Source organism: Streptomyces lycii (assembly GCF_009735685.1).
GTDB classification, from domain to species: Bacteria; Actinomycetota; Actinomycetes; order Streptomycetales; family Streptomycetaceae; genus Streptomyces; species Streptomyces lycii.
This window is the reverse complement of record NZ_WHPN01000057.1, coordinates 1-23,641: the sequence shown is the minus strand read 5'-3', so window position 1 is coordinate 23,641 and position 23,641 is coordinate 1. Positions and strand designations below refer to the sequence as shown.

Annotated in this window: 18 protein-coding genes and 2 pseudogenes; 15 read left to right on the top strand and 5 right to left on the bottom strand. The window is 73.3% G+C overall.

What is annotated here, in order from left to right; genetic code table 11:
* Together GCU69_RS03015 and rhaI are read right to left on the bottom strand one after the other, a co-directional pair.
* On the bottom strand, positions 1-2,053 hold a 2,053-nt coding region (locus GCU69_RS03015; RefSeq protein WP_156205056.1), incomplete at its 3' end, for a bifunctional aldolase/short-chain dehydrogenase.
* Positions 2,054-2,055: 2 nt separating this feature from the next.
* Positions 2,056-3,216 carry an L-rhamnose isomerase gene (gene rhaI / locus GCU69_RS03010; RefSeq protein ID WP_098750623.1) on the bottom strand — a complete coding sequence of 387 codons (1,161 nt, stop codon included), beginning with the start codon at positions 3,214-3,216 and terminating at the stop codon, positions 2,056-2,058.
* A gap of 255 nt (positions 3,217-3,471) precedes the next feature.
* Here rhaI and GCU69_RS03005 point away from each other — a divergent pair.
* The 7 genes and pseudogenes from GCU69_RS03005 to GCU69_RS02975 all read left to right on the top strand — a co-directional run.
* Positions 3,472-5,064: pseudogene (locus GCU69_RS03005) on the top strand (sugar ABC transporter ATP-binding protein); the annotation flags it as partial.
* Between the two features lie 20 nt (positions 5,065-5,084).
* Positions 5,085-6,137: an ABC transporter permease gene (locus GCU69_RS03000; RefSeq protein ID WP_156205055.1), complete on the top strand. Its 1,053-nt coding sequence runs from the start codon at positions 5,085-5,087 to the stop codon at positions 6,135-6,137.
* Positions 6,121-7,212 (top strand): ABC transporter permease, encoded by a 1,092-nt coding sequence (locus GCU69_RS02995; RefSeq protein ID WP_156205054.1) that lies wholly within the window; start codon positions 6,121-6,123, stop codon positions 7,210-7,212. The genes GCU69_RS03000 and GCU69_RS02995 overlap by 17 nt, the downstream gene beginning before the upstream one ends.
* Positions 7,213-7,227: 15 nt before the next feature.
* Complete coding sequence (gene rhaS, locus GCU69_RS02990; RefSeq protein WP_098750619.1) at positions 7,228-8,298, top strand: rhamnose ABC transporter substrate-binding protein; 1,071 nt, start codon at positions 7,228-7,230, stop codon at positions 8,296-8,298.
* Between the two features lie 44 nt (positions 8,299-8,342).
* Positions 8,343-8,663, top strand: coding sequence for an L-rhamnose mutarotase (locus GCU69_RS02985; protein ID WP_098750618.1), 321 nt, complete (start codon positions 8,343-8,345; stop codon positions 8,661-8,663).
* A gap of 92 nt (positions 8,664-8,755) precedes the next feature.
* A complete protein-coding gene (locus GCU69_RS02980; RefSeq protein ID WP_156205053.1) occupies positions 8,756-10,222 on the top strand; it encodes a BNR repeat-containing protein in 1,467 nt (488 codons plus the stop codon).
* 358 nt (positions 10,223-10,580) lie between these two features.
* Entirely contained in the window at positions 10,581-12,038 is a 1,458-nt protein-coding gene (locus GCU69_RS02975; RefSeq protein WP_098750616.1) for a benzaldehyde dehydrogenase, read from the top strand.
* A 170-nt stretch (positions 12,039-12,208) separates the two neighbouring features.
* On the opposite strand, the pseudogene GCU69_RS02970 reads toward GCU69_RS02975, so the two are convergent.
* Positions 12,209-13,339, bottom strand: a pseudogene (locus tag GCU69_RS02970) (N-acetylmuramoyl-L-alanine amidase); the annotation flags it as partial.
* Between the two features lie 419 nt (positions 13,340-13,758).
* On the opposite strand from GCU69_RS02970, the gene GCU69_RS02965 reads away from it, so the two are divergent.
* The 4 genes from GCU69_RS02965 to GCU69_RS02950 all read left to right on the top strand — a co-directional run bounded on the left by GCU69_RS02965 (position 13,759) and on the right by GCU69_RS02950 (position 18,150).
* The gene (locus GCU69_RS02965) at positions 13,759-14,562 is read left to right on the top strand and encodes a PTS sugar transporter subunit IIA (RefSeq protein WP_098750615.1); all 804 of its coding nucleotides are present in this window, start codon (positions 13,759-13,761) and stop codon (positions 14,560-14,562) included.
* Between the two features lie 26 nt (positions 14,563-14,588).
* Entirely contained in the window at positions 14,589-16,172 is a 1,584-nt protein-coding gene (locus GCU69_RS02960) for a PTS ascorbate transporter subunit IIC (RefSeq protein WP_156205051.1), read from the top strand.
* Between the two features lie 70 nt (positions 16,173-16,242).
* A complete protein-coding gene (locus GCU69_RS02955; RefSeq protein ID WP_098750652.1) occupies positions 16,243-16,878 on the top strand; it encodes a flavin reductase family protein in 636 nt (211 codons plus the stop codon).
* 132 nt (positions 16,879-17,010) lie between these two features.
* Positions 17,011-18,150 carry a CapA family protein gene (locus tag GCU69_RS02950; protein WP_098750613.1) on the top strand — a complete coding sequence of 380 codons (1,140 nt, stop codon included), beginning with the start codon at positions 17,011-17,013 and terminating at the stop codon, positions 18,148-18,150.
* 28 nt (positions 18,151-18,178) lie between these two features.
* Here GCU69_RS02950 and GCU69_RS02945 read toward each other — a convergent pair whose 3' ends face one another.
* Together GCU69_RS02945 and GCU69_RS02940 are read right to left on the bottom strand one after the other, a co-directional pair.
* Positions 18,179-19,060, bottom strand: coding sequence for an undecaprenyl-diphosphate phosphatase (locus GCU69_RS02945; RefSeq protein ID WP_156205050.1), 882 nt, complete (start codon positions 19,058-19,060; stop codon positions 18,179-18,181).
* Positions 19,061-19,323: 263 nt separating this feature from the next.
* Entirely contained in the window at positions 19,324-20,025 is a 702-nt protein-coding gene (locus tag GCU69_RS02940; protein ID WP_098750611.1) for a TVP38/TMEM64 family protein, read from the bottom strand.
* A 137-nt stretch (positions 20,026-20,162) separates the two neighbouring features.
* Between GCU69_RS02940 and GCU69_RS02935 the strand changes: the two genes are divergently transcribed.
* The 4 genes from GCU69_RS02935 to GCU69_RS02920 all read left to right on the top strand — a co-directional run.
* Positions 20,163-20,315, top strand: coding sequence for a hypothetical protein (locus tag GCU69_RS02935; RefSeq protein ID WP_156205049.1), 153 nt, complete (start codon positions 20,163-20,165; stop codon positions 20,313-20,315).
* 91 nt (positions 20,316-20,406) lie between these two features.
* Complete coding sequence (gene tuf, locus GCU69_RS02930) at positions 20,407-21,585, top strand: elongation factor Tu (protein ID WP_156205048.1); 1,179 nt, start codon at positions 20,407-20,409, stop codon at positions 21,583-21,585.
* A 118-nt stretch (positions 21,586-21,703) separates the two neighbouring features.
* Positions 21,704-22,552 (top strand): spermidine synthase, encoded by an 849-nt coding sequence (locus GCU69_RS02925; protein ID WP_098750609.1) that lies wholly within the window; start codon positions 21,704-21,706, stop codon positions 22,550-22,552.
* Positions 22,553-22,670: 118 nt separating this feature from the next.
* A partial coding sequence (locus tag GCU69_RS02920) for a LacI family DNA-binding transcriptional regulator (RefSeq protein WP_235978178.1) occupies positions 22,671-23,641 on the top strand: 971 nt, incomplete at its 3' end.

The following is a 23,641-nucleotide window of genomic DNA, read 5'->3' as shown; positions in this document are numbered from 1 at the left end:
GGAACGCCGCCGCCACCCCCGCGTCCACCGGGATGTGCAGCCCCGTGGTGTGGCTCAGCTCCCCGCCGGTCAGGACGAACACCGCGCCCGCGACGTGTTCCGGCAGGACCTCCTTCTTGAGCAGCGTCCGCTGCGCGTAGAACTCCCCGAGCTTCTCCTCCTCGACGCCGTACACCGCCGCCCGCTGCGCGCCCCAGCCGCCCGCGAAGATGCCGGAACCGCGCACCACTCCGTCCGGGTTGACGCCGTTCACCCGGATGCCGTGCTCGCCCAGTTCGGCGGCGAGCAGCCGGACCTGGTGGGCCTGGTCGGCCTTGGCCGCGGAGTAGGCGATGTTGTTGGGGCCCGCGAACACGGCGTTCTTGGACGCGATGTACACGATGTCGCCGCCCATGCCCTGGGCGGTCATGACCCGGGCCGCCTCCCGGGAGACCAGGAAGGAGCCGCGGGCCATGATGGTGTGCTGCCGGTCCCAGTCCCCGGCGGTCGTCTCCAGCAGCGGCTTGGACACGGAGACGCCCGCGTTGTTGACGACGAGGTCCACCCCGCCGAAGGCGAGGGCGGCCGCCTCGAAGGCGGCGGTGACATCCGCCTCGGAGGTGACGTCGGCGGTCACGGCGAGGGCCCGGTCCGGACCGCCGAGCTCCGACGCGACGGCCTCGGCGCTCGCGGCGTCCCGGTCGGCGGCGACGACACACGCGCCCTCGGCGGCCAGCCGGCGGGCGATGGCCTTCCCGATGCCGGAGCCCGCGCCGGTGACGAGGGCGACCCGGGTGGCGAGCGGACGGGGCGCGGGCATCCGCCGCAGCTTGGCCTCCTCCAGCTCCCAGTACTCGATCCGGAACTTCTCCGACTCCTCGATGGGGGAATAGGAGGAGACGGCCTCGGCGCCCCGCATCACGTTCACCGCGTTGAGGTAGAACTCGCCCGCGACCCGCGCCGTCTGCTTGTCCTTGCCGAAGGAGAACATCCCCACACCGGGGACCAGCACGATCGCCGGGTCGGCGCCGCGCATCGCGGGGGAGCCGGGGCCGGCGTGCCGCTCGTAGTAGGCCCGGTACTCCTCCCGGTAGACGGCGTGCAGCTCCCGCAGCCGGGCGGCGGCCTCCTCCGGCGGGGTGGCGGCCGGCAGGTCGAGGACGAGCGGCCGCACCTTGGTGCGCAGGAAGTGGTCCGGGCACGAGGTGCCGAGCGCCGCCAGCCGGGGGTGTTCCGTCCGGGACAGGAAGTCCAGCACGGAGTCGTCGTCCGTGAAGTGCCCGACCTGCGGCCGGTCCGTCGAGGCCAGCCCGCGCACCAGGGGCGCCAGCGCGGCGGCCCGGGCCCGGCGCTCGCCCGGGGGCAGCGGTTCGAAACCCGGCCGGACGGGCCCGAACGGCTCCGGCTTGCCGCGTTCGGCGAGGAACGCCTCGGCGGTCCGGATGATGTCCAGGGAGTTCCGCTCGCACTCCGCGCCGGTGTCGCCCCAGGCCGTGATGCCGTGCCCGCCGAGGACACAGCCGATCGCCCGCGGGTGCTCGCGGCGCACGGCGGCGATGTCCAGGCCGAGCTGGAAACCCGGGCGCCGCCACGGCACCCACACCACCCGGTCGCCGAAGCACTCCCGGGTCAGGGCCTCGCCGTCGGCGGCACAGGCCAGCGCGATGCCGGAGTCCGGGTGCAGATGGTCGACGTGGGCGGCCTCGACCAGTCCGTGCATGGCGGTGTCGATGGACGGCGCGGCCCCGCCGCGGCCGTGCAGGCAGTAGTCGAACGCGGCGACCATCTCGTCCTCGCGCTCCACCCCGGGGTAAACGGCGGGGAGCGCGCGGAGCCGGTCCAGCCGCAGCGCGGCCAGGCCGCCGGGGCCAAGGGTGCCGAGGTCGCCGCCGGAGCCCTTGACCCACATCAGTTCCACGGTGCCGCCGGTCACGGGGTCGGGGGCGGTGCCCTTGGCGGACGTGTTGCCGCCCGCGTAGTTGGTGTTGCGCGGATCGGCGCCGAGCGCGTGGGAGCGCCGCAGCAGTTCCCCGACGGTCGCCTCCGCGCTGTCCGTCCGCTGTTCGTCTCCCATGGTCACGCCCCCCAGCCGGCCTGCGCGCCGCCGACCCGCTCGGCGACGATGTGCTCGCTCCAGCCGGAGCGCCGGTAGGCGGCGAGCGGGTCGGGGTCGAGCCCCATCTCCTCGCGCAGCTCGGCGAGCAGCGGCCGTACATCGGTGTCGTACGCGTCCATGAGGACGGCGTGTGCCGCCAGGACGTCGCCCTCGGCCTGCGCCGCGCCCAGCGCGTCACGGTCGACCAGCAGCGCCTTGGCGGTGGCCTCCTGGACGTTCATGACCGAGCGGATGATGGCCGGGATCTTGGGCTCGATGTTGTGGCACTGGTCGAGCATGAACGCGATGTCCGGGCCGAGGCCGCCGCCGCGGACCACCTCGTACATGATGCGGAAGAGCTGGAAGGGGTCCGCGGCGCCGGCCATCAGGTCGTCGTCGGCGTAGAAGCGGGAGTTGAAGTCGAAGCCGCCCAGCTTCCCGGCCCGGAGCAGCAGCGCGACGATGAACTCGATGTTCGTGCCCGGCGCGTGGTGGCCGGTGTCGACGACCACCTGCGCCTTGGGCCCGAGCTCCAGGCAGTGCGCGTACGCGGTGCCCCAGTCCGGCACGTCCATGCTGTAGAACGCGGGCTCGAACAGCTTGTACTCCAGCAGCATCCGCTGTCCGTCGCCGAGCCGCTCGTAGACGGCGGCGAGGGCCTCGGCCAGCCGGTCCTGGCGGGCTGCGATGTCGTCCTGCCCGGGGTAGTTGGTGCCGTCGGAGAACCACAGCTTCAGGTCCCGCGACCCGGTGGCGTCCATGATGTCGACGCACTCCAGGAGGTGGCCCAGGGCCTTGCGGCGGACGGCCGGGTCCGGGTGGGTCACCGAGCCGAGTTTGTAGTCGTCGTCCTGGAAGACGTTGGAGTTGACCGCGCCGAGCCGGAGGCCGCGCTTCTCCGCGTGGGCGGCGAGCGCGCCGTAGTCGTCGACCCGGTCCCAGGGGATGTGCAGGGCGACGGCCGGGGCCACCCCGGTGAACTCGTGCACCCGGGCCGCGTCGTCGAGCTTCTCCTGCGGGGAGCGGGGGACGCCGGCCTGGGTGAAGACCTTGAAGCGGGTGCCCGAGTTGCCGTACGCCCATGACGGCGTCTCTATGGCCTGGCTCCTCAGGGCCGCCTTCGCGGCGGTTGCGGCAGTCATGGATCAGCGCTCCCGGGTTGCGGCTCTAACAATGAATCGATTCATCGAGGCGAAGCTAAGTGAGGCCGCAGAGACTGTCAAGGGAAGTGGAAGGCGCAGTTTCCGGCTCGGGAAATGTGCGGAAAACGTGAGCGGATCAGTTCGTGCGGCCCCATTGACGCCATCGCTGACGGGCGTCTAGTTTCCGTGAAATCCCCTTGAAACCTTTCATGGCTGCGGAAGCGCCGTAGAGACCCGTCGCCCTGAGGAGCCGTCATGGAACAGCCCGACCCGGGCCCCGTGCCCGTGCTGGCGCTGCGGGACGTCAGCAAGTCCTTCGGCGCCGTGCGGGCCCTGCGGGACGTGACCCTCGACCTGTTCCCCGGTGAGGTGCACGCGCTGGCCGGGGAGAACGGCGCGGGGAAGTCCACCCTGATCAAGGTGCTGGGCGGCGCGCACCGGCCCGACAGCGGGCAGCTGCTGCTCGACGGCCGGCCGGTGCGCTTCCGCGGGCCCGCGGACGCCCGCGACGCCGGTGTCGCGGTGATCCACCAGGAGCCGGCCCTCTTCCCCGACCTGTCCGTCGCCGAGAACATCTTCATGGGCCGTCAGCCGCGCCGGTCCCTGGGGCGGATCGACCGCCGGGCGGTCCGGGCGGCCACCGCCGCCCTGATGCGCCGGCTCGGTGTCGGCCTGGACCCCGACCGGCCGGCCCGCGGGCTGTCCATCGCCGACCAGCAGATCGTGGAGATCGCCAAGGCTCTCTCCCTCCCCGCCCCGGCGGGGAGGCGCCCCGCCCCGGCGGGCTCCCTTCCCGCCCCGGCGGGTGACGCGGGCTCCGCGGCTCGCGTCCTCGTCATGGACGAACCGACGGCCGCCCTCACCGGCGGCGAGACCGCGCGGCTCTTCGCGGTCGTGGAGACCCTCCGCGCCGAGGGCACGGCCGTGCTGTTCATCTCCCACCGGCTGGAGGAGATGTTCCGGCTGTGCACCCGGGTCACGGTCCTGCGGGACGGGCAGCGGGTGTCCTCCGAGCCGCTCGACGGCCTCACCGAGGACGACCTCGTACGCCGCATGGTGGGCCGCGACCTCGGTGAGCTCTACCCGGAGCAGCGGACCGGGCAGGCGGAACGGGGGAACGGGAAGGCGGCACTCGCCGTCCGCCGGCTGACCCGGGAGGGCGTCTTCCACGACATCTCCTTCGAGGTGCGGCGCGGCGAGATCGTGGCCCTGGCCGGCCTCGTCGGCGCCGGCCGCACCGAGGTCGCGCAGGCCGTCTTCGGTGTCGACCGGGCCGACGCGGGACGGGTGGAGGTGGCCGGCAGCGTGCTGCGCCCCGCCTCCCCGACCGCGGCCATGGCCGCCGGGCTGGCTCTCGTGCCGGAGGACCGGCGCGGGCGCGGCCTGGTGACGAGCCTGTCGATCGAGCACAACATCGGACTGACCGGGCTCGGTGTGATCCGCAGGGGCGGGCTGGTCAGCCGCGCACTGGAACGCGGCCGGGCCGCCGACTGGGCGGTGCGGCTGCGGCTGAAGTACAGCAGGCTGTCGGACCCGGTCGGTGTGCTGTCCGGAGGCAACCAGCAGAAGGTCGTGCTCGCCAAGTGGCTCGCCACCGGCCCGGGGGTCCTCATCGTCGACGAGCCGACCCGCGGCATCGACGTCGGCACCAAGGCCGAGGTGCACCGGCTGCTGTCGGCCCTGGCCGCGGACGGGCTGGCGGTGCTGATGATCTCCTCCGACCTGCCGGAGGTCCTCGGGATGGCCGACCGGGTGCTCGTCATGCACGAGGGCCGGCTGACCGCCGAGATACCCCGGGAACTGGCCACCGAGGAGTCGGTGATGGCCGCCGCGACCGGGCGCGGCGGGCGGGCGCGGGAGGACGCCGTATGACCACCACCGTCGAACGGCCCTCCGCGGCCGGGCAGTCCGGGGAGCGCTCCGCGCGGTCCCTCGTCGACGCCGTGTTCCGGGCGCGCGAGATCACCATCGCCGGTGCCCTGCTGCTGCTCGTGCTCGGCACCTGGGCCGCCAACCCCCGCTTCCTGTCCGACCAGGGCGTCAAGGACCTGCTGCTGAACGCGTCGATCCTGGTGCTGCTCGCCGTCGGGCAGTCGGCCGTCGTCATCACCCGCAACATCGACCTGTCCGTCGGCTCGGTCACCGGTCTCTCCGCCTTCGCCTGCGGTCAGTTCGCCGCGGACAGCGGGCACGGGCCCGGCGTGGTCCTGCTGCTGGGGCTCGGCATCGGCTTCGTGTGCGGACTGGTCAGCGGCGCCCTGGTCAGCTTCGGCCGGGTGCCCGCGCTGGTGGTGACGCTCGGAATGCTCTACGTCATCCAGGGCGTCGGCTACTGGTGGGCGCAGGGTGAGCAGATCAGCGCCTCGGAGGTGCCGGACGGGGTGCTCCGGCTGGGCAGCGGCAGCCTGCTGGGAGTGCCGTATCTGCCGCTGCTCGCGTTCGCCGTGCTCGCCGCCACCGGATGGTTCCTGCGGAACTACCGCACCGGCCGCGAGCTGTACGCCATCGGCTCCGGCCCGGAGGCCGCCCGCCTCGCCGGGGTGCCCGTCCGCCGCCGGGTGCTCGGCGCCTACCTCTTCTCCGGCACGGTCGCGGGATTCGCCGGGGCGCTGTGGCTGGCCCGCTTCGGCACGGTCGTCGCGGACAACGCGCACGGCTGGGAGCTGACCGTGGTCAGCGCCGTGGTGGTCGGCGGGGTCGCGATCACCGGCGGCACCGGCACCGTCTGGGGCGCGGCGCTCGGCGCCCTGCTGCTCACCACCATCGGCAGCGCGCTCGCGGTGCTGAAGATCGACGCGTTCTGGCAGGGCGCCATCACCGGGGCGCTGCTGCTCGCCGCGATCAGCGCGGACCGCATCGTGAACCTGCGCGTGACCCGCGCGCTGAGGAAGAGGAGTTCCCGCCATGGGCACGGCGCCTGACCAGACGGCGGACACACCGCCGTCCGCCCCGGGGAAGGACGCGGCGGGGCCCGGCGGGGACGGCCCGGCCGCGCTGCTGCGGAACGCGGCACTGCGCTGGGACACGGCCGTCGCCGTGCTGTTCGCCGCGGTGTTCCTGACCGGCCTCGGCACCACGGACGGTTTCGGACACGGCGGCAACCTGGCGTTCGCCTTCAACGACGTGGCCGAGGTGGCGCTGATCGCGCTGCCCATGACCCTGCTCGTCGTCGCCGGGCAGGTCGATCTGTCGGTGGCCTCCATGCTGGGGCTGGGCAGCGCGCTGACCGGCGCGCTGTGGAACGCGGGCTGGGCCTTCGAGCTGATCGTGCCGGTGGTGCTGCTCGCGGGGGTCACCGGCGGCCTGCTCAACGGCTGGCTCGTCACCCGCGTCGGGCTGCCCCCGCTGGCCGTCACCATCGGCACCCTCGCCCTCTACCGCGGCCTGGCCTCGGTGGTGCTGGGCAGTGAGGCCGTCACCGGCTTCCCCGAGACGTACGCGCGCTGGACGGTGGACACCACGACCGTGCCCGGCACCTTCCTCAGCTATCCGGTGGCGCTGTTCCTGGTGCTCGCCGCCGTCACCGCGGTGGTGCTGCACGCGACGGGCACCGGCCGGTCGCTGTTCGCCGTCGGGGCCCGGGAGGAGGCGGCCTTCTTCGCCGGGATCCGGGTCAAGCGGCTGAAGCTGCTGCTGTTCGTCGTCAGCGGGCTGGTCTCCGCGTTCGCCGGGGTGCTCTTCACGCTCCGCTACGGCAGTGCCCGCGCCGACAACGGGCTCGGCCTCGAACTCCTCGTGATCGCCGCCGTGCTGCTCGGCGGCGTCGACTTCGACGGCGGCAAGGGCACGCTCGCGGGCGTCGTCGCGGCCGTCCTGCTCGTCGGTGTCCTGAAGAACCTGCTGACGCTCAACGACGTGGCGGGCGAGGTGCAGGTCGTCGTCACCGGCCTGCTGCTCGTCGCCTCCGTCCTCACCCCGCGCGTCGTCACCGCCGTACGGGAACGGCACCAGCGGCGGGCCGCCGCGACCGCCGGCCCCGGCCCGTACTCCTCCTGAAGAAAGGGCACCGCCATGCTCCACCGCCGTCTCCCGGCCGTCACCGCCGCCGTGTGCGCGCTGGCCGTCACGCTCGCCGGATGCTCCGGCACCACCAAGGACTCGGCCGGCCAGGACGCCGCGGCCGGGGCGTCCGGCGCCACGGCCGATCCCGACGCCCCGCTGAAGAAGGGCCTGAAGCTGGCCTTCCTGCCCAAGCAGATCAACAACCCGTACGAGAAGCTCATCGACGAGGCGGGCATCGAGGCGGCGAAGGAGTACGGCGGCACCGGTAAGGAGGTCGGCCCCTCCGACGCGAGCGCCTCCTCCCAGGTCTCGTACATCAACACTTTGATCCAGCAGCGGCAGGACGCGATCCTGATCGCCGCCAACGACCCGAACGCCGTCTGCGGCCCGCTCAAGCAGGCCATGAAGAAGGGCATCAAGGTCGTCGCGTACGACTCCGACACGGCCAAGGACTGCCGCCAGCTGTTCATCAACCAGGCGTCGTCCGAGGAGATCGGGCGGAGCCTGGTGCGCAACCTCGCCGAGCAGGTCGGCCACCGCGGCAAGATCGCGATCCTCTCCGCCACCCAGAACGCCACGAACCAGAACACCTGGATCCGGTACATGAAGGACGAGTTGAAGAAGCCCGAGTACCGGGAGATGAAGCTGGTCAAGACCGTCTACGGGGACGACGCGGACCAGAAGTCCTTCCAGCAGACCCAGGGCCTCCTGCAGGCCTATCCCGACCTCAAGGGCATCATCGCGCCCACCACGGTCGGCATCGCCGCCGCGGCCCGCTACCTCAGCGACTCCTCGTACCGGGGGAAGGTCGTCCTCAACGGCCTCGGCACGCCGAACCAGATGCGCAAGTACGTCAAGGACGGCACCGTCGAGCAGTTCTCCCTGTGGGACCCGGAGCAGCTCGGCTACCTCAGCTCGTACGCTGCCGCCGCACTCGCGTCCGGCCGGATCACCGGCGCCGAGGGGGAGACGTTCGAGGCCGGGAAGCTCGGCGAGTACGAGATCGGGAGGAACGGCGAGGTCATCCTCGGGCCGCCCACGGTCTTCGACCGCAAGAACATCGACGACTTCGACTTCTGAACCGCCGTGCCCCGTCCGAACCGCCACGACGAAGGAGGAACGGCGTGCAGCGCGTCTGCTTCCTGCTGAAGGTCCGCGCCGACCGCCTGGCGGAGTACCGGGAACGGCACTCCGCCGTCTGGCCCGGGATGCTCCGTGCCCTGACGGAGGCCGGCTGGCACAACTACTCGCTCTTCCTCCGCGAGGACGGGCTGCTCGTCGGCTATCTGGAGACTCCGGACTTCGCGGCGGCACAGGCGAAGATGGCCGCGACGGACGTCAACGCCCGCTGGCAGGCCGAGATGGCGCCCTTCTTCGAAGCCCTGGACGGAGCCGCGCCCGACGAGGCCGTGAAGCCGCTCACGGAGGTCTTCCACCTGGCCTGAACAGCGCCCGGGCCCCGCGCCCCGGGGCTAGCGGAGCCCCGGCGCGCACCCACGCCGCGCACCCCCACCGACACCTCCCGCAGGAGTACGTGATGCGCTTACCCCCCGCCGCGCCGCTGACCGGCGCTCTCCTCCTGACGCTCACCGCGCTGACCGGCACCGCTCTCACCGGCACCGCCCGGGCCGGCGACGGGCCGGACGGGACGGAACGGGCCGCGGCGCCCGGACCGTCCGTGGAGCGGATCTCCCACAGCAGGCTCGACGACCGGGCGCTGTACTTCGTGTCGTACAACGGCCTGGTCAACAACAACTCCTTCCAGAAGAACGGCGTCCTCACCCACCGCGGCCACCAGTACGCCGCCTGGTACACCGAGGACCGCAGCGCCGTCATCGCCCGCCGCGCGCTGGGCGGCACCGGCTGGCAGACGCTGACCCTCGACCACCGGCTCACCGTCGACGACTCGCACAACGTCATCTCCATGGGCGTCTCGGAGACCGACGGCCGGATGCACATCCTGCTGGACTCGCACAGCGACGGCCTGTACTACGTCAAATCCGCCGCGGGCCTGATGAACGCGCCGGAGGAACACGCCTGGAGCCGGGAGGCCTTCGGGCCGGTGCGCACCGACCTGGACGGCGTCCACCTCACCGACCGGTTCACCTATCCGCAGTTCGTGGCCACCCCCGAGGGGCGGCTCCAGCTCAGCTACCGGGCCGGGGTCTCCGGGAACGGCCGCAACGGCCTGGCCGAGTACGACGGCACGGGCTGGCGCGCGCTGGGGGAGTGGAGCAGCTCCACCGGTACGTACCGCAGCGAGCACGGCTCCAGCAGCACCCGCAACATGTATCTGCACGGCATCGACTACAGCGGCGACGGCACCCTGCACGCCTTCTACACCTGGCGGGAGGGCAGCAACGCGGTGATGTGCGCGCCCGGCGGGCTCACCAACCACGACACCGGCTATGTGCACAGCACCGACCGGGGCCGGACCTGGCGCAACGCCGGGGGCACGGTCGTCGGCAGCACCGGAGGGGCCGACCGGGTCGCCGTGGACGATCCCGGCACCGTCGCCGACCCGCTGAACCCGGACCACGCGCTGATGAACCAGGAGAGCCAGGCCACCGACTCGCGGCACCGGCCGCACGCGGTCATCAGCTACGTACCGGGCCGGTTCGGCCAGTGCAGCGGCGACTACGTGCGCGACCGGGAGGCGAACGGCCGGGCCTTCCACGTGTACCGGGACGACGCCGGTGACTGGCACAAGACGGAGATCCCGATGCCGCTCGGCTCCAGCCAGCGCACCAAGCTCGCCTTCGACCGCCACGACAACGCCTACGCCGTGCTGCCGCGCGGCCGGATCGCCGCCGCCTCCGCCTCCTCGGGCTGGACCGACTGGAAGCTGCTCGACGAGGCGGGCGACCTGAACGCCTTCGGCGAGGTGGTCCTCGACGAGACCCGGCTCCACGAGGACGGGGTCCTCTCCTTCATGTACCAGGAGCGGTCCGCGGGCACCACGCCCTCGCCCATCCACGTGGTCGACTTCGCGCTGCCGGACTGACGCGGCCGGGCCGGCCCCGTGTCGCAGTCCGTCCCGTCTCGCCGTGCGTCCCGTCTCGTGCCCCGTGTCGCCGTCCGCGGCCCCGGACGCTGCCGAAGTCGCGCGTGGCTGTCAGGCCGTGCGGCCCCGGACGGTCGTGCGGCCCCGGACGGCCACGTGTCACTTGGACGGCCACGTGTCCGCGGACGGTCGCGCGTGTGCCGTGCCGCCCGCGCGGAGCCGGGGGCCGGAACGTCTGCCTCCGCCCGGCCGCTCGCGGCCGTTGACAGCTCCCGCCTGCGCGGACAGACTCGCCCGGACCTCTTGACGAACGAAAGTTCATCAGGCGAACCGCATGAGGCGAAGGAGCGTCGGCGTCATGACCCTGCTCGAATCCGGTACCTGGGGCGGCCGCGGCTGGACGGGCCGCTGGGAGCGGCTGTCCGGGGGCGAGGCCGACATCACCGAGCCCGCCACCGGCGGTGTCCTCGGCCGCACGGGAGTGGCCGCCGCCGGCGACGTGGACCGCTCCGCCACGGCGGCCGCGGCGGCCCAGCCCGACTGGGCGGCGGCTCCGTTCCAGCGGCGGGCGGCGGTGCTGCGGCGGGCCGGCGACCTGTTCACCGAGCACGCCGACGAGATCAAGGACTGGCTCGTCCGTGAGGCCGGGAACATCCCCGGCAAGGCCGACTTCGAGGTGCACGTCGCGGCCGAGGAGTGCTACGAGGCCGCCGCGCTCGCCTCCCGGCCGCCGGGTGTCCTGCTGCCGACCGAGGAGCCACGGCTGTCCTTCGCCCGCCGGGTGCCCGTCGGCACCGTCGGCGTCATCTCGCCGTTCAACGCGGCGCTGATCCTCGCCATCCGGTCCGTCGCGCCCGCCCTGGCGCTCGGCAACGCCGTCGTGCTCAAGCCGGACCCGCGCACCCCCGTCTGCGGCGGCTTCGTCATCGCCCGCGTCCTGGAGGAGGCGGGGCTCCCCGCCGGGCTGCTGCACGTCCTGCCGGGCGCCGCGGAGGCGGGACAGGCGCTGGTCGCCCACCCGCGGGTCCCCGTCATCTCGTTCACCGGCTCCACCCCGGCCGGCCGCGCCGTCGGCGAGGCCGCGGGCCGCCATCTGAAGCGCGCGCACCTCGAACTGGGCGGCAACTCCGCCCTGGTCGTCCTGGCGGACGCCGACCTCGACACGGTGATATCCACCGCCGCCTGGGGCTCGTTCTTCCACCAGGGCCAGATCTGCATGACCACCGGCCGTCACCTGGTCCACGAGTCGCTCTACGACGAGTACGTCGACCGGCTCGCCGCGAAGGCCGACTCCCTCGCCGTCGGCGACCCGGCCCGTGAGAAGGTCCACCTCGGCCCGGTCATCGACAGCGGCCAGCGCGACAAGATCCACCAGCTGGTCACCGCCAGCACGGACGGCGGCGCCCGGCTCGCGGCGGGCGGCAGCTACGAGGACCTGTTCTACCGGCCCACCGTGCTGGCCGGTGTCACCGACGACACCCCCGCCTACGCGAACGAGGTCTTCGGCCCGGTCGCCCCGGTCCGCTCCTTCCGCACCGAGGACGAGGCCGTCGCCCTGGCGGCCGCCTCCGAGTACGGCCTGTCGCTCGGCATCGTCACCCGGGACGCCGCGCACGGGCTCGACCTCGCCGCCCGGATCCCGACCGGGATCGTGCACATCAACGACCAGACGGTGAACGACGAGGCCGTGGCGCCGTTCGGCGGGGTCGCCGCCTCCGGCACGGGCTCCCGGTTCGGCGGCGACGCGAACGTGGAGGCGTTCACCGACGTCCGCTGGACGACGATGCGCTCGACCGCGGCCGGCTACCCGTTCTGACCGGTGCGGCGGCCGGCGGGCGGCGCACGCCGCCGGGCGCGCGACGGAACGCGCCCGGGACCGCACCGGACCACTCCCGGGACCGCACCGGTAGGCGCCCGGGGGCGCGGCCGCACGGCCGCGCCCCCGGGGTGCCGTCACCGGCCCGCGGGCCGGTGGCCGGCCGGTCAGCCGTTGACCAGCGCCATGTAGTGGTCCCAGTCCCAGTTGGCGCCCGGGTCGGTGTGGTCGTTGCCCGGCACCTCGCTGTGCCCCACGATGTGCTGCCGGTCCTTGGGGATCCCGTGGGTGTCGCACAGATGCTTCGTCAGGGCCGCCGACGAGCGGTACATCGCGTCGGTGAACCAGGACGGGTCGTCCACGAAGCCCTCGTGCTCGATGCCCAGCGAGCGGCTGTTGGCGTCACGCGCGTGCCACGCCGTGTCCGCGTCGCGGACCATCTGGGTCACGTCGCCGTCCGAGGACCGGACCACATAGTGCGCGCTCACCTGGGCCGCGGGATTCTGGAACCAGCTGATGGTCCCGGCGTACGCGCCCTGCGTGACATGGACGACGACGGTGTCGATCGCCGCGCTCCGCCCCGCCTTGTAGTTGCCGGCGTCGGCCGCGACCCAGTGCGCGGGCGGGTAGTCCTCGCTCTGCGTGCCGGGCGCGTCGCCGGAACCGTCGAGCGGCCGTACCGTCTCCAGGCCGCCCCGGTCGGGGCGCACCCGGTGCGCGGCCGAGACGACCGCCTCCTCGCCCGCGCTCTTCGCGGTGACGCCCTTGGCGAGGATCGTGTAGACGGCGTCGGCGTAGAGCCGCTTGAGCCGCGGATCGTCCTGGCCGCCGTAGTGCGCGACCACGGGATACCACTCGGCGGTGTCGCGCCGCTCCGCCTCGTCCAGGCCCGCGCGGTCCGCCAGCTCGTCGAGCAGGGCGGCGCCACCGCGGACGTTGGCCGCGTCGTCGGTCCGCAGGGCGCGCTCGGACTCGCCGGTGAGCTGCGCGGCGCGCTCCAGGGTCCGCCGTTCGGGGTTGCTGACCAGGTGCATCACACCGTAGCCACCCGCGTGGCTGGGCTCGCCGCCGTGGCCGTCGAGGTGGGTCTCGCCGTAGCCGACCGCGACGAGCAGGTCGCGCGGGACCCCGAACTCGTCGGCGGCCCGGGTGAAGGCGTCGTTCAGGGTGACGTCCCCGCGGGTCCCGGGATCTCCGGGGGCCGCGGTGGCCGAGGGGACGGTGAGGGCGACGGCGGTCGCGAGCGCGGCGCCGGCGAGCGTGAGCCCTCCGCGCTTCCAGGGCAGTTTGCTGGCATCCATGGGGGGTTCCTCTCTGTTCCGGCCGGCATGAGCGGGCGGCGCGCGAGGCCGCGATGCCGGTGGGTGCGCGCTGGTCGAGCGCGGCCGGAAGCTGATGGGGGTACGAGAGTTCGACATGCCAATCCGATACGGCACGGCGGTGATCTGCGCGGGCAGCGTGGCCCGGCCCGCGTCCTCGCGGGCTCACCCGGTGCCGTCCCCGGGCCGTGGCCCGGGCGGGAGATCGTTCACCGGTCAGCGCCCCACCGCTGTTCCCGGTTCACGTCGGTCCCGGGCGTCCCGGGACCGCAGCTTTAGTCAAGGCCATGACAATTTGAAGGTCAACCCCCCGGCCGCGTCCGTCCGTGGGTACGCGGTCCCGGCCGGGCCCGGAAAAAGCGGAATACCGTTTTCCGGATTGGCGTGAAACCATCCCCCTCATGGCAACACTGAGTGAACTTCTCCCCGTCGATGCCATCAGGCTCGGTGTCGCCGCCGGGGACTGGCGCGAAGCCGTCCGGGCCGCGGGCGACCTGCTGACCGCGACCGGGACCGGGACCGACGCGTACACGGCCGAGATGATCGGCAACGTCGAGGAGAACGGTCCGTACATCGTCATCGCCCCCGGACTGGCGTTCGCCCACGCGCGGCCCTCCCCGGCGGTGCTGCGGACGGGCCTGTCCTGGGTGCGGCTCGCGGAGCCGGTGGAGTTCGGCCACGAGTCGAACGACCCGGTCTCCCTGGTGGTGGCGCTCGCGGCGACGGACTCGAGCGCGCACACGGCGGCCATGGCCGGACTCGCGAAGCTGCTGGCCGACCCCGCCGCCGAGCGGGCGCTCGGCGAGGCATCCACCCCCGAGGCGGTGCACGCGGTGCTCGCCGGCGGCGGCAGGCCCGAGCCCGTGGCAGCCCCCGAGCCGGCCGCCCCCGAGCCGGCGGCGGCCCCGGGCGGCGACGCCGTGCACAAGATCCTCACCGTCTGCGGCAACGGTCTGGGCACGAGTCTCTTCCTGAAGAACACCCTGGAGCAGGTCCTCGACCGCTGGGGCTGGTCCAAGCACGTCACCGTCGAGGCCACCGACACGGTCTCGGCCAAGGGCAAGGCGTCGGAGGCGGTGGCCATCCTCACCTCCGGCGAGATCGCCCGGACGCTCGGCGATGTGGGCGTACCGGTGAAGGTCGTCGAGAACTTCACCAGCCTCTCCGAGGTCGACAGCACGCTCCGCGACACCTACGACGTCTGAGCACGGGAACGGAGACACCCGCCACCATGGGCCCGCTCGTAACCACCGCAGAGTTTCTCGTCAACGAGATCCTCAGCGAACCCGCCTACCTGATCGGCCTCATCACGGCCGCCGGACTGATCGCCCTGAAGAAGTCCGGCGGACAGATAGTCGGCGGCGCCATCAAGGCGACGCTGGGCTTCCTGCTGATCGGGGCCGGCGCGACCCTGGTCGTCAGCTCCCTCGGCCCGCTGGGCGGCATGATCCAGGGCGCGACCGGCGCGCACGGCGTGATCCCGACCAACGAGGCGATCGTCGGCATCGCCCAGCAGCAGTTCGGCGCCCGCGTCGCCTGGCTGATGATCCTGGGCTTCGCGATCAGCCTGCTGCTCGCCCGGTTCACGCCGCTGCGCTACGTCTTCCTCACCGGCCACCACATGCTCTTCATGGCCACGCTGCTCACGATGGTGCTGGCCATCGCGGGCCTCTCCTCGGCGCTCGTGGTGGTCGTCGGCGGCGTGCTGCTGGGCATCATGCTGGTCTCCATGCCGGCCTTCGCCCATCCGTGGACCAAGCGGATCACCGGCAACAACAGCATCGCCATCGGCCACTTCGGCACCGCGGGCTACGTCGCCGCGGGCGCCGCCGGGCAGCTGGTCGGCAAGCGCAGCCGCAGCACCGAGGACATGAAGCTGCCGGAGGGCCTGCGCTTCCTGCGCGACTCGATGGTGGCCACCGCCCTGTCCATGGTGCTGATCTACATCGCCATGTCCCTGGTCTTCCTCGCCAAGGCGGGCCGGAAGGCGGCGTTCGAGGCGTTCGCCACCGGCGGCGGCGCCCCGGCCACGGACGTGGGCAACTACGTCATGAACTCCGTCATGCAGGGCCTGCAGTTCGGCATCGCGGTCGCGGTGATCCTCTTCGGTGTCCGGACGATCCTCGGCGAACTCGTCCCGGCCTTCCAGGGCATCGCCAAGAAGGTGGTGCCCGGCGCGGTGCCGTCGCTCGACGCGCCGATCGTCTTCCCGTACGCGCAGAACGCCGTGCTGATCGGTTTCCTCGCCAGCTTCACCGGCGGGCTCGTCAGCCTCGGCCTGCTCTCCTGGATTTTCGCTCCCGCCTTCGGATTCGCGCTCGTCCTGCCCGGCCTGGTGCCGCACTTCTTCACCGGCGGTGCGGCGGGTGTCTACGGCAACGCCACGGGCGGCCGGCGCGGCGCGGTGGTCGGTGCCTTCCTCAACGGCGTCCTGATCACCTTCCTCCCGGCGCTGCTGCTCAAGGTGCTCGGCGCCTTCGGCGAGGAGAACACCACCTTCGGCGACGCCGACTTCGGCTGGTTCGGTGCCCTCATCGGCAACGCGGCCAAGGTGGGGGAGACCGGCGGCATCGTGCTGATGCTGCTGATCGGCGCGGCCGTGCTCGGCGGCGCGATCCTGATGCAGAAGCGGGTCGTCGACACGGGCTGGGACCCCGGCGCCCGCCGCGACGCCCTGCTCCCGCCGGACCGTGCCACCGCGGAACCGGCGGCCGCGACGGAGCGGACGGCGGGGGCCGGCACACGGGCCCACGCCAGGATCCGGCCCCCGGCCGGAGCGCCCGTACCGCCTCCGCCGCCGTCCCGGGACAGCTGACGGCCGCCGGGCCGCGGGCATGGCCGGGGCGGCCCCGGCCATGCCCGCCCGGCCCGGGATACTGGGCGGCATGCGCATCGAATTCGATCCCGCCGCCATCGGCCGAACCCCCTTCTACAAGCTGCTGACCTCGGTCGTCGTGCCGCGGCCGATCGCCTGGGTGTCCACCACCTCGGCCGAGGGCGTGGACAACCTGGCGCCGCACTCCTTCTTCACCGTCTCCTGTGTGGAACCCCCGGTCGTGCAGTTCTCCTCGGTGGGCCGCAAGGACTCGCTGCGCAACGCGGAGGCCACCGGCTCCTTCGTGGTCAACCTCGCCCCCGAGCACCTCTTCGAGCAGATCAACGCCACCGGCACCGACTTCCCGCCGGGCGTCAGCGAGTTCGACGCGGTCGGCATCGCCCGTGAACCCAGCCTGCGGGTCAAGCCGCCGCGCGTCGCCGCCTCGCCGGTGGCGCTGGAGTGCGAGCTGCACAGCACCACCCGGCTCGGCGACTCCACGGTCGTCTTCGGCCGGGTCGTGCACGCCGCCGTGTCCGAGAGCGTGCTGGCCGACGGGCACCCGGAGATCACCCGGCTCCGGCCGCTGTCCCGGCTCGGCAAGGACGAGTGGGGCGCGCTCGGCGACATCCTGGAGATCTCCCGGATCCGCTACGCCGACTGGCCCGGCGGCCCGGTCCCGGACCGTCGCGACCCGAAGGGCTGACTCCCGCCGCCCGTCCGGCGTACGCGTTGCCCCTCCCGGCCCAGCCGGAGGACTCCCCGGCTGTCGGCTCCCGCCGCTCCGGTACACCCTGCGAAAGGGATGACCGGACAAAAACGGCGAAATGGAGCCACCATGCGCGGCATACGACGTGCGCGGCGGGCGGTGAGCGGGATCGCTCTCGCCGCCGCGCTCGCCTCCTGCACGGCACAGAGCAGCACCGGAAGAGCGCCCGGAGGCGCGGCCGAGGCAGGCGCGGCGGCCGCCGGACGCGGCGCGTTCACGGTGGTCGCCACCGGGGACGTCATTCCGTACCCCTCCGTCATCGAGCAGGCCGCCGCGGACGCAGGCGGCGACGGCCACGACTTCCGCCGCATATTCGCCGGCGTCAAGCCCGTCGTCGCCCCCGCCGACCTCGCGATATGCCACATGGAGACCCCCTACGGGCCGCCCGGGGGACCGTTCACCGGCTATCCGATGTTCGCCTCGCCCCCGCAGGTCGCCGCCGGACTGCGGGCCACCGGCTACGACAGCTGCTCCACCGCCTCGAACCACACGCTGGACGGCGGCTTCGACGGCCTGCGCCGCACCCTCGACGCACTCGACCGGGCCGGCATACGCCACACGGGCTCCGCCCGCACCGCCGCTGAGGCCCGCCGGCCCGCCCGGCTCCGGGCGGGCGGGGCCGAGGTCGCCCACCTCGCCTACACCTACGGCACCAACGGCGTGCCGCTGCCCGACGGCCGGAACTGGGCCGTCAGCCTGCTCGAGCCCGACCGGGTCACAGCCGACGCGCGCGCCGCCCGGCGCGCGGGCGCGGACGTCGTCCTGGTCAGCCTGCACTGGGGCACCGAATGGCAGCAGGAGCCCGACGGGGACCAGCTGTCGCTGGCGCGCCGGCTGACGGCCTCGGAGACCGGCGGCCGCAAGGACATCGACCTGCTGATCGGCACCCACAACCATGTCCCGCAGGCGTACGAGAAGGTCAACGGCACCTGGGTCGTCTACGGACTGGGCGACCAGGTCGCCAGCTTCGTGCCGGAGAAGTACCGCGGCAACGAGGGGTCGATGGCGCGCTTCACCTTCGCCCCGGAGCCGGACGGCGAACGCTGGCGCGTGGAGAAGGCCGAGTTCCTGGCGGGCCACTCCGACACGGGGCCGCCGTTCCGGGTGGTGAGGGCCACCGCGCAGAACTTTCCCGAGGTGCGGGACCGGGTGCGGAAGGCCGTCCTGAGCCGGGGCGCGGAACAGGACGGCCTCACCGAGGGGCGCTGACGGGGCAGCCCGCGGGGCGGGCCGTGGGTCAGCCGGCGGACTCGGCCGCGTGCGGGCTGAGGACGCCGGCACCCACCAGCACGAAGATGACGATGCCGAGAATGATCCGGTAGATCACGAAGGGCATGAAGCTCCGCGTGGTAATGAATTTCATAAACCATGCGATAACCGCATATCCAACAACAAAGGCCACGAAGGTGGCGAAAATGGTCGGCCCCCACGAGACATGCCCGTGGCTGCCCTCCCCGATCTCCGTCAGTTCCAGGGCGCCGGAGGCCAGCACCGCGGGGATCGCCAGCAGGAAGGAGTAACGGGCCGCGGCCTCCCGGGTGTAGCCCATGAACAGCCCGCCGCTGATCGTCGCACCGGACCGGGACACGCCGGGGACCAGCGCGAGCGCCTGGCAGCAGCCGTAGATCAGGCCGTCCTTGACGCCCAGTTCGCGCAGGGTCTTGCGCTGCCCTCCGGCCCGGTGCTTGCCGCCGGACTCGGTGCGGGCGGAGAGCCGGTCGGCGATGCCCAGCACGATGCCCATGCCGATCAGGGTGACCGCGATCAGCCGCAGATCGCGGAACGGGCCCTCGATCTGGTCCTTGAAGGTGAGGCCGAGCACCCCGATCGGGATGGAGCCGACGATCACCAGCCAGCCCATCTGCGCGTCGTGGTCGCGCCGCATCTCCTTGTTGAAGAGCGAGCGCGACCACGCGGAGAGAATGCGCCCGATGTCCTTGCGGAAGTAGATCAGCACCGCGGTCTCCGTGCCGATCTGGGTGATCGCGGTGAAGGCGGCTCCGGGGTCCTGCCAGTCGGCGAAAGCCGCGGTCAGCCGGAGGTGGGCGCTGGAGGAGATCGGGAGGAACTCGGTCAACCCCTGGACGAGCCCGAGGATGAATGATTCGAACCAGGTCATGGCTGGGTGCGCTCGTCCTTGTGGTCGGTGATCGCCGGTCTGCGGAACGCGTCAGATGCTAAGGCCTCCAGATGACGGGACGGTGGCCGGGCCCGGAGTCGCCCCGGGACCGGACCGGGAGCCGCGTCCCGGACCGGACCCGTGGCGGCGCCCAGGACCGGGCCGGACGGCCCGCCCTCACCGGCCCTCCGGGCGAAGAAGTGTGACGGTGCGTCCGCCCGTCGTCGGACAGCGCCGCCCGGTCCGCCCGGGAGCCGGGCGGCTCAGCCGGACCGCAGCCGGCCGCGCTTCCGCCAGGCGACGACGAGCGCGGCGAGCCCGCTCAGCGCGATGAACCCCATCGCGATCAGGAAGACGGGCGAGGTCGGGGTCGAGGCGCGGCTCCCGGCGATGACGTACGCCCCCGTGTTCGGGATGCTGCCGAGCCCCGTGGCGAGCAGGAACGGCAGCAGACCCATCCGGGACACCGCGGCACAGTAGTTGGCCGCCGCGAACGGGACGCCGGGGAACAGGCGCACGGCCAGCACCGAGCGGAAGCCGTGCTCGCTCAGCTGCCGGTCGGCGGCCGCCAGCCAGCGGGCCCGCAACAGCGGGCGCAGGGCCTCCTGGCCGAGCAGCCGGCCGAGGCAGAAGGCGATCCCGGCGCCGAACACGGTGCCGGCGATGGCCGCGGCGAGCCCGAACTGCGCGCCGAAGAGGGCTCCCGCCGCGAGATTCAGTATCGGCCGGGGGACCAGCGCGGCGGTGCACAGCCCGTACGCGACGGCGAACAGCACCACCGCGGCACCGCCCGATATCTGGGGCGGCCAGCCCGCGGTCAGCAGCCGCTGCGGCTCCAGCACCGCGCAGGTGGTCGCGGCGGCGGCGAGCAGGACGACGAGGAGGCCGAGCCGGGACCACGGGGAGAGCAGTACCTGGACGGCCCGCAGCGGCAGCCCGGGGGACGGCGTGGCAGGGTCGCGCATTCGGGGAGCGTAACCGACGAAAGGGTCTGATCGCCCTTCCGTCCGGCTCACCGGGACCCATCACACACCCGCCGTGCCCCGCCCAACGGGCCGTAATTCGGTGGACGGCGAACCGTCCGGCGGACGACGATGCGTCCATGTTCCGGTACGCCTTCCTCCTGGCCCCGTCCGCAGCCGCGGACGCGCCGAAGGCTGCCCCGGACCTCCCGGCGGCCGTGCCCGCCGCCTGCCCCGATGCGACCGCGGCCTGCGCCGTCGCCGGCACCTTCACCGGCACCACCCGAAGCTGACCCTTCCCGGATCGTCCGGCGGACCCCGCAGGGGGAGGGTCGGCCAGGCCGAGGGGTCCCGAAGTCCACTTCCGAACATCCGGGAAGCATCATGTCCAAGCAGGCCTACACGCGGACCAAGCCGCACCTCAACATCGGCACCATGGGCCACGTCGACCACGGCAAGACCACCCTGACCGCCGCCATCACCAAGGTGCTCAGCACCCGCTCCGGCGGGACCTTCGTGCCGTTCGACCGGATCGACCGGGCGCCCGAGGAGGCGGCGCGGGGCATCACCATCAACATCGCGCACGTCGAGTACGAGACCGAGACCCGGCACTACGCCCATGTCGACATGCCCGGGCACGCCGACTACGTCAAGAACATGGTCACCGGCGCCGCCCAGCTCGACGGGGCGATCCTCGTCGTCTCCGCGCTCGACGGGATCATGCCGCAGACGGCCGAGCACGTGCTGCTCGCGCGCCAGGTCGGCGTCGAGCACATCGTCGTCGCCCTCAACAAGGCCGACGCGGGCGACGACGAGCTGACCGAACTGGTGGAGCTGGAGGTGCGCGAACTCCTCACCGCGCACGGCTATCCCGGCGACACCACGCCCGTCGTGCGGGTCTCCGGGCTGCGCGCGCTGGAGGGGGACCCGCGCTGGACCGGTGCCGTCGAGGCGCTCCTCGACGCCGTGGACACCTGTGTGCCCACGCCGGTGCGCTACACCGGCGCACCGTTCCTGCTCCCGGTGGAGAACGTCCTCACCATCACCGGGCGCGGCACGGTCGTCACCGGCGCCCTGGAGCGGGGCACGGTCCGGGTGGGGGACCGGGCCGAGGTGCCCGGCACCGGGATCCACACCGTGGTCACCGGCCTGGAGACCTTCGGCAGGCCGATGGAGGAGGCCGAGGCGGGCGACAACGTGGCGCTGCTGCTCCGCGGCGTGGCGCGCGACGCCGTACGCCGCGGGCATGTCGTCGCGGAGCCGGGCAGCGTCACGCCGCGGCGGCGGTTCACGGCGCGTCTGCTCGTGCTCCCGGCGGCGGAGGGCGGGCGCCGTACCCCGGTGTCGACCGGGTACCGGCCGCAGTTCTACATCCGCACGGCCGACATCGCCGGCGGTGTGGACCTCGGCGGCGCGGCGGTCGCCGCGCCCGGGGAGACCGTCACCGCGGAGATCGAGCTCGACCGCCCGGTCCCGCTGGAGACCGGCCTCGGCTTCGCGGTCCGCGAGGGCGGCCGCACGGTGGGTGCCGGAACCGTGACCGCGGTGGCGGACACCCCCTGAACCGCCCGGCCCCGGCGTGCCCCGCGCCTCTCGCAGGTGCGGGGCACGCCTGCCCGCGCGCCGCCGGGGTGCGGGACGCGCCGTCCGCGCACGCCCGCGGGCCGGGCAGAATGAGGGCGTGGACGAGCCGATACCCGTCACCCGGACCGTGGACTGCGGCGTGGCGAAGCTGATGCCCGACGTGGACCGCGCCCGGGCGTGGCTGCTCACCGTGGACGGTGCGCCCCAGTCGTACGTCGACCTCGACGCTCCCGGGCACCTGGAGTTCGAGTACGCCCGGCGGATCGCCCACGTCCTCGACGCCGCGGCCCGCACCCTGGGCGGCGCCCCCGACGTCCTGCACCTCGGCGGCGGCGCGCTGGCCCTGCCGCGCTACACCGCCGCGTCCTGGCCGGATGCGCGCCAGACGGTGGTCGAGGGGGACCGGGCCCTGCTCGGCCTCGTCGCCGAACAACTGCCGCTGCCCGCGGACAGCGGCATCGCGCTGCACGCCGCCGACGCCCGCGGCTGGCTGGAACAGGCCCCTGCGGCGGCATACGACCTGGTGATCGCCGACGTCTTCGGCGGGTCCCGGGTGCCCGCGCATCTGACGTCGGCCGAATACGCCCGCGCCGCGGCCCGGGTGCTGCGCCCCGGCGGAACCTATGTGGCGAACCTCGCCGACGCCGCGCCCTTCACCTTCCTGGCGTCCCAGCTCGCGACGTTCGGCTCGGTCTTCGGGCAGCTGTGCCTCCTGGCGGAACCGGCGGTGCTGCGCGGCCGCCGGTTCGGCAACGCGGTGCTCGTCGCCTCCGACGGCGACCTGCCGCTCACCGAACTGGCCCGGCGCTGCGCCGCGGACGTGTTCCCGTCCCGGGTCGTGCACGGGGACGGCCTGGCCCGGCTGGCGGGGCGGGCTCCCGTGGTGCACGACGACGGGGCCGCGCCGTCACCCGAACCGCCGGCCGGGGCGTTCGGCATCGGCTGAGACCGCCACCCTCCGGCAGCGCGCCTGGCAGAATCCACTGAACCGGTTCAGTTGCCGGGTACCGTGGCGGTCGTTCGCGCCACGGGGCGGAGGGAGTGCAGGGGTGAAGCGTCCGACCATGGCGGACATCGCACGCCGCGCGGGCGTCACGAAGGGCGCGGTGTCCTTCGCGCTCAACGGCCGGCCCGGGGTGTCGGAGGAGACCCGCGCCCGGATCCTCGCCATCGCCGAGGAGCTGGGCTGGCAGCCCAACAGCGCGGCCCGGGCGCTGTCCGGCGGCCGGGCCGGCGCCTTCGGCCTGGTCATCGACCGTCCCGCGCGGGCGCTGGGCGTCGAACCGTTCTTCATGCAGCTCATCGCCGGTATCCAGGACTCCCTGTCGGGTGAGGGCATCCCGCTGCTGTTCACCGTCGCGGACGACGCCTCCGCGGAGATCGCCCGCTACCGCGACTGGTGGGCGCAGCGCAGGGTCGACGGGGTGTTCCTGGTCGACCCGCGGTTCGACGACCCGCGGGTGGCCGCTCTCGAGGAGCTGCGGCTGCCGGCCGTCGTGATCGGCGGCCCCATGGAGCCGGACGGCCTGCCCGCCGTGTGGAGCGACGACGCGAGCGGCGTCCGGATAGCGCTGGACCACCTCGCGGGACTCGGGCACCGTTCGATCGGCCACGTCACCGGACCGGTGGGCCTGCGGCACTCGGTCCACCGCGCCGAGGCGTTCGCCGCCTCGGTCCGCGAGTACGGCATCGAGGGGCGCAGCGCCGAGGCGGACTACAGCGGCGAACAGGGATTCGCGGCGACCCGGGCGCTGCTGACCGGTGACGCACCGCCGACCGCGATCCTGTACGACAACGACGTCATGGCGGTCTCCGGGCTGAGCGCGGCCCAGCAACTGGGCGTCCGGGTCCCCGAGGACGTCGCGCTGGTGGCCTGGGACGACTCGCCGCTGTGCGAGCTGGTCCGCCCGGGGCTGACGGCTCTGCGGCGGGACATCGCAGCCTTCGGGGCTGCCGCGGCCCGTCAGCTCCGCGAGGTCTCGGCGGGGCACGAGGTGGCGGACCTGCGGGTGCCGGACCCCGTGCTGGTGGTGCG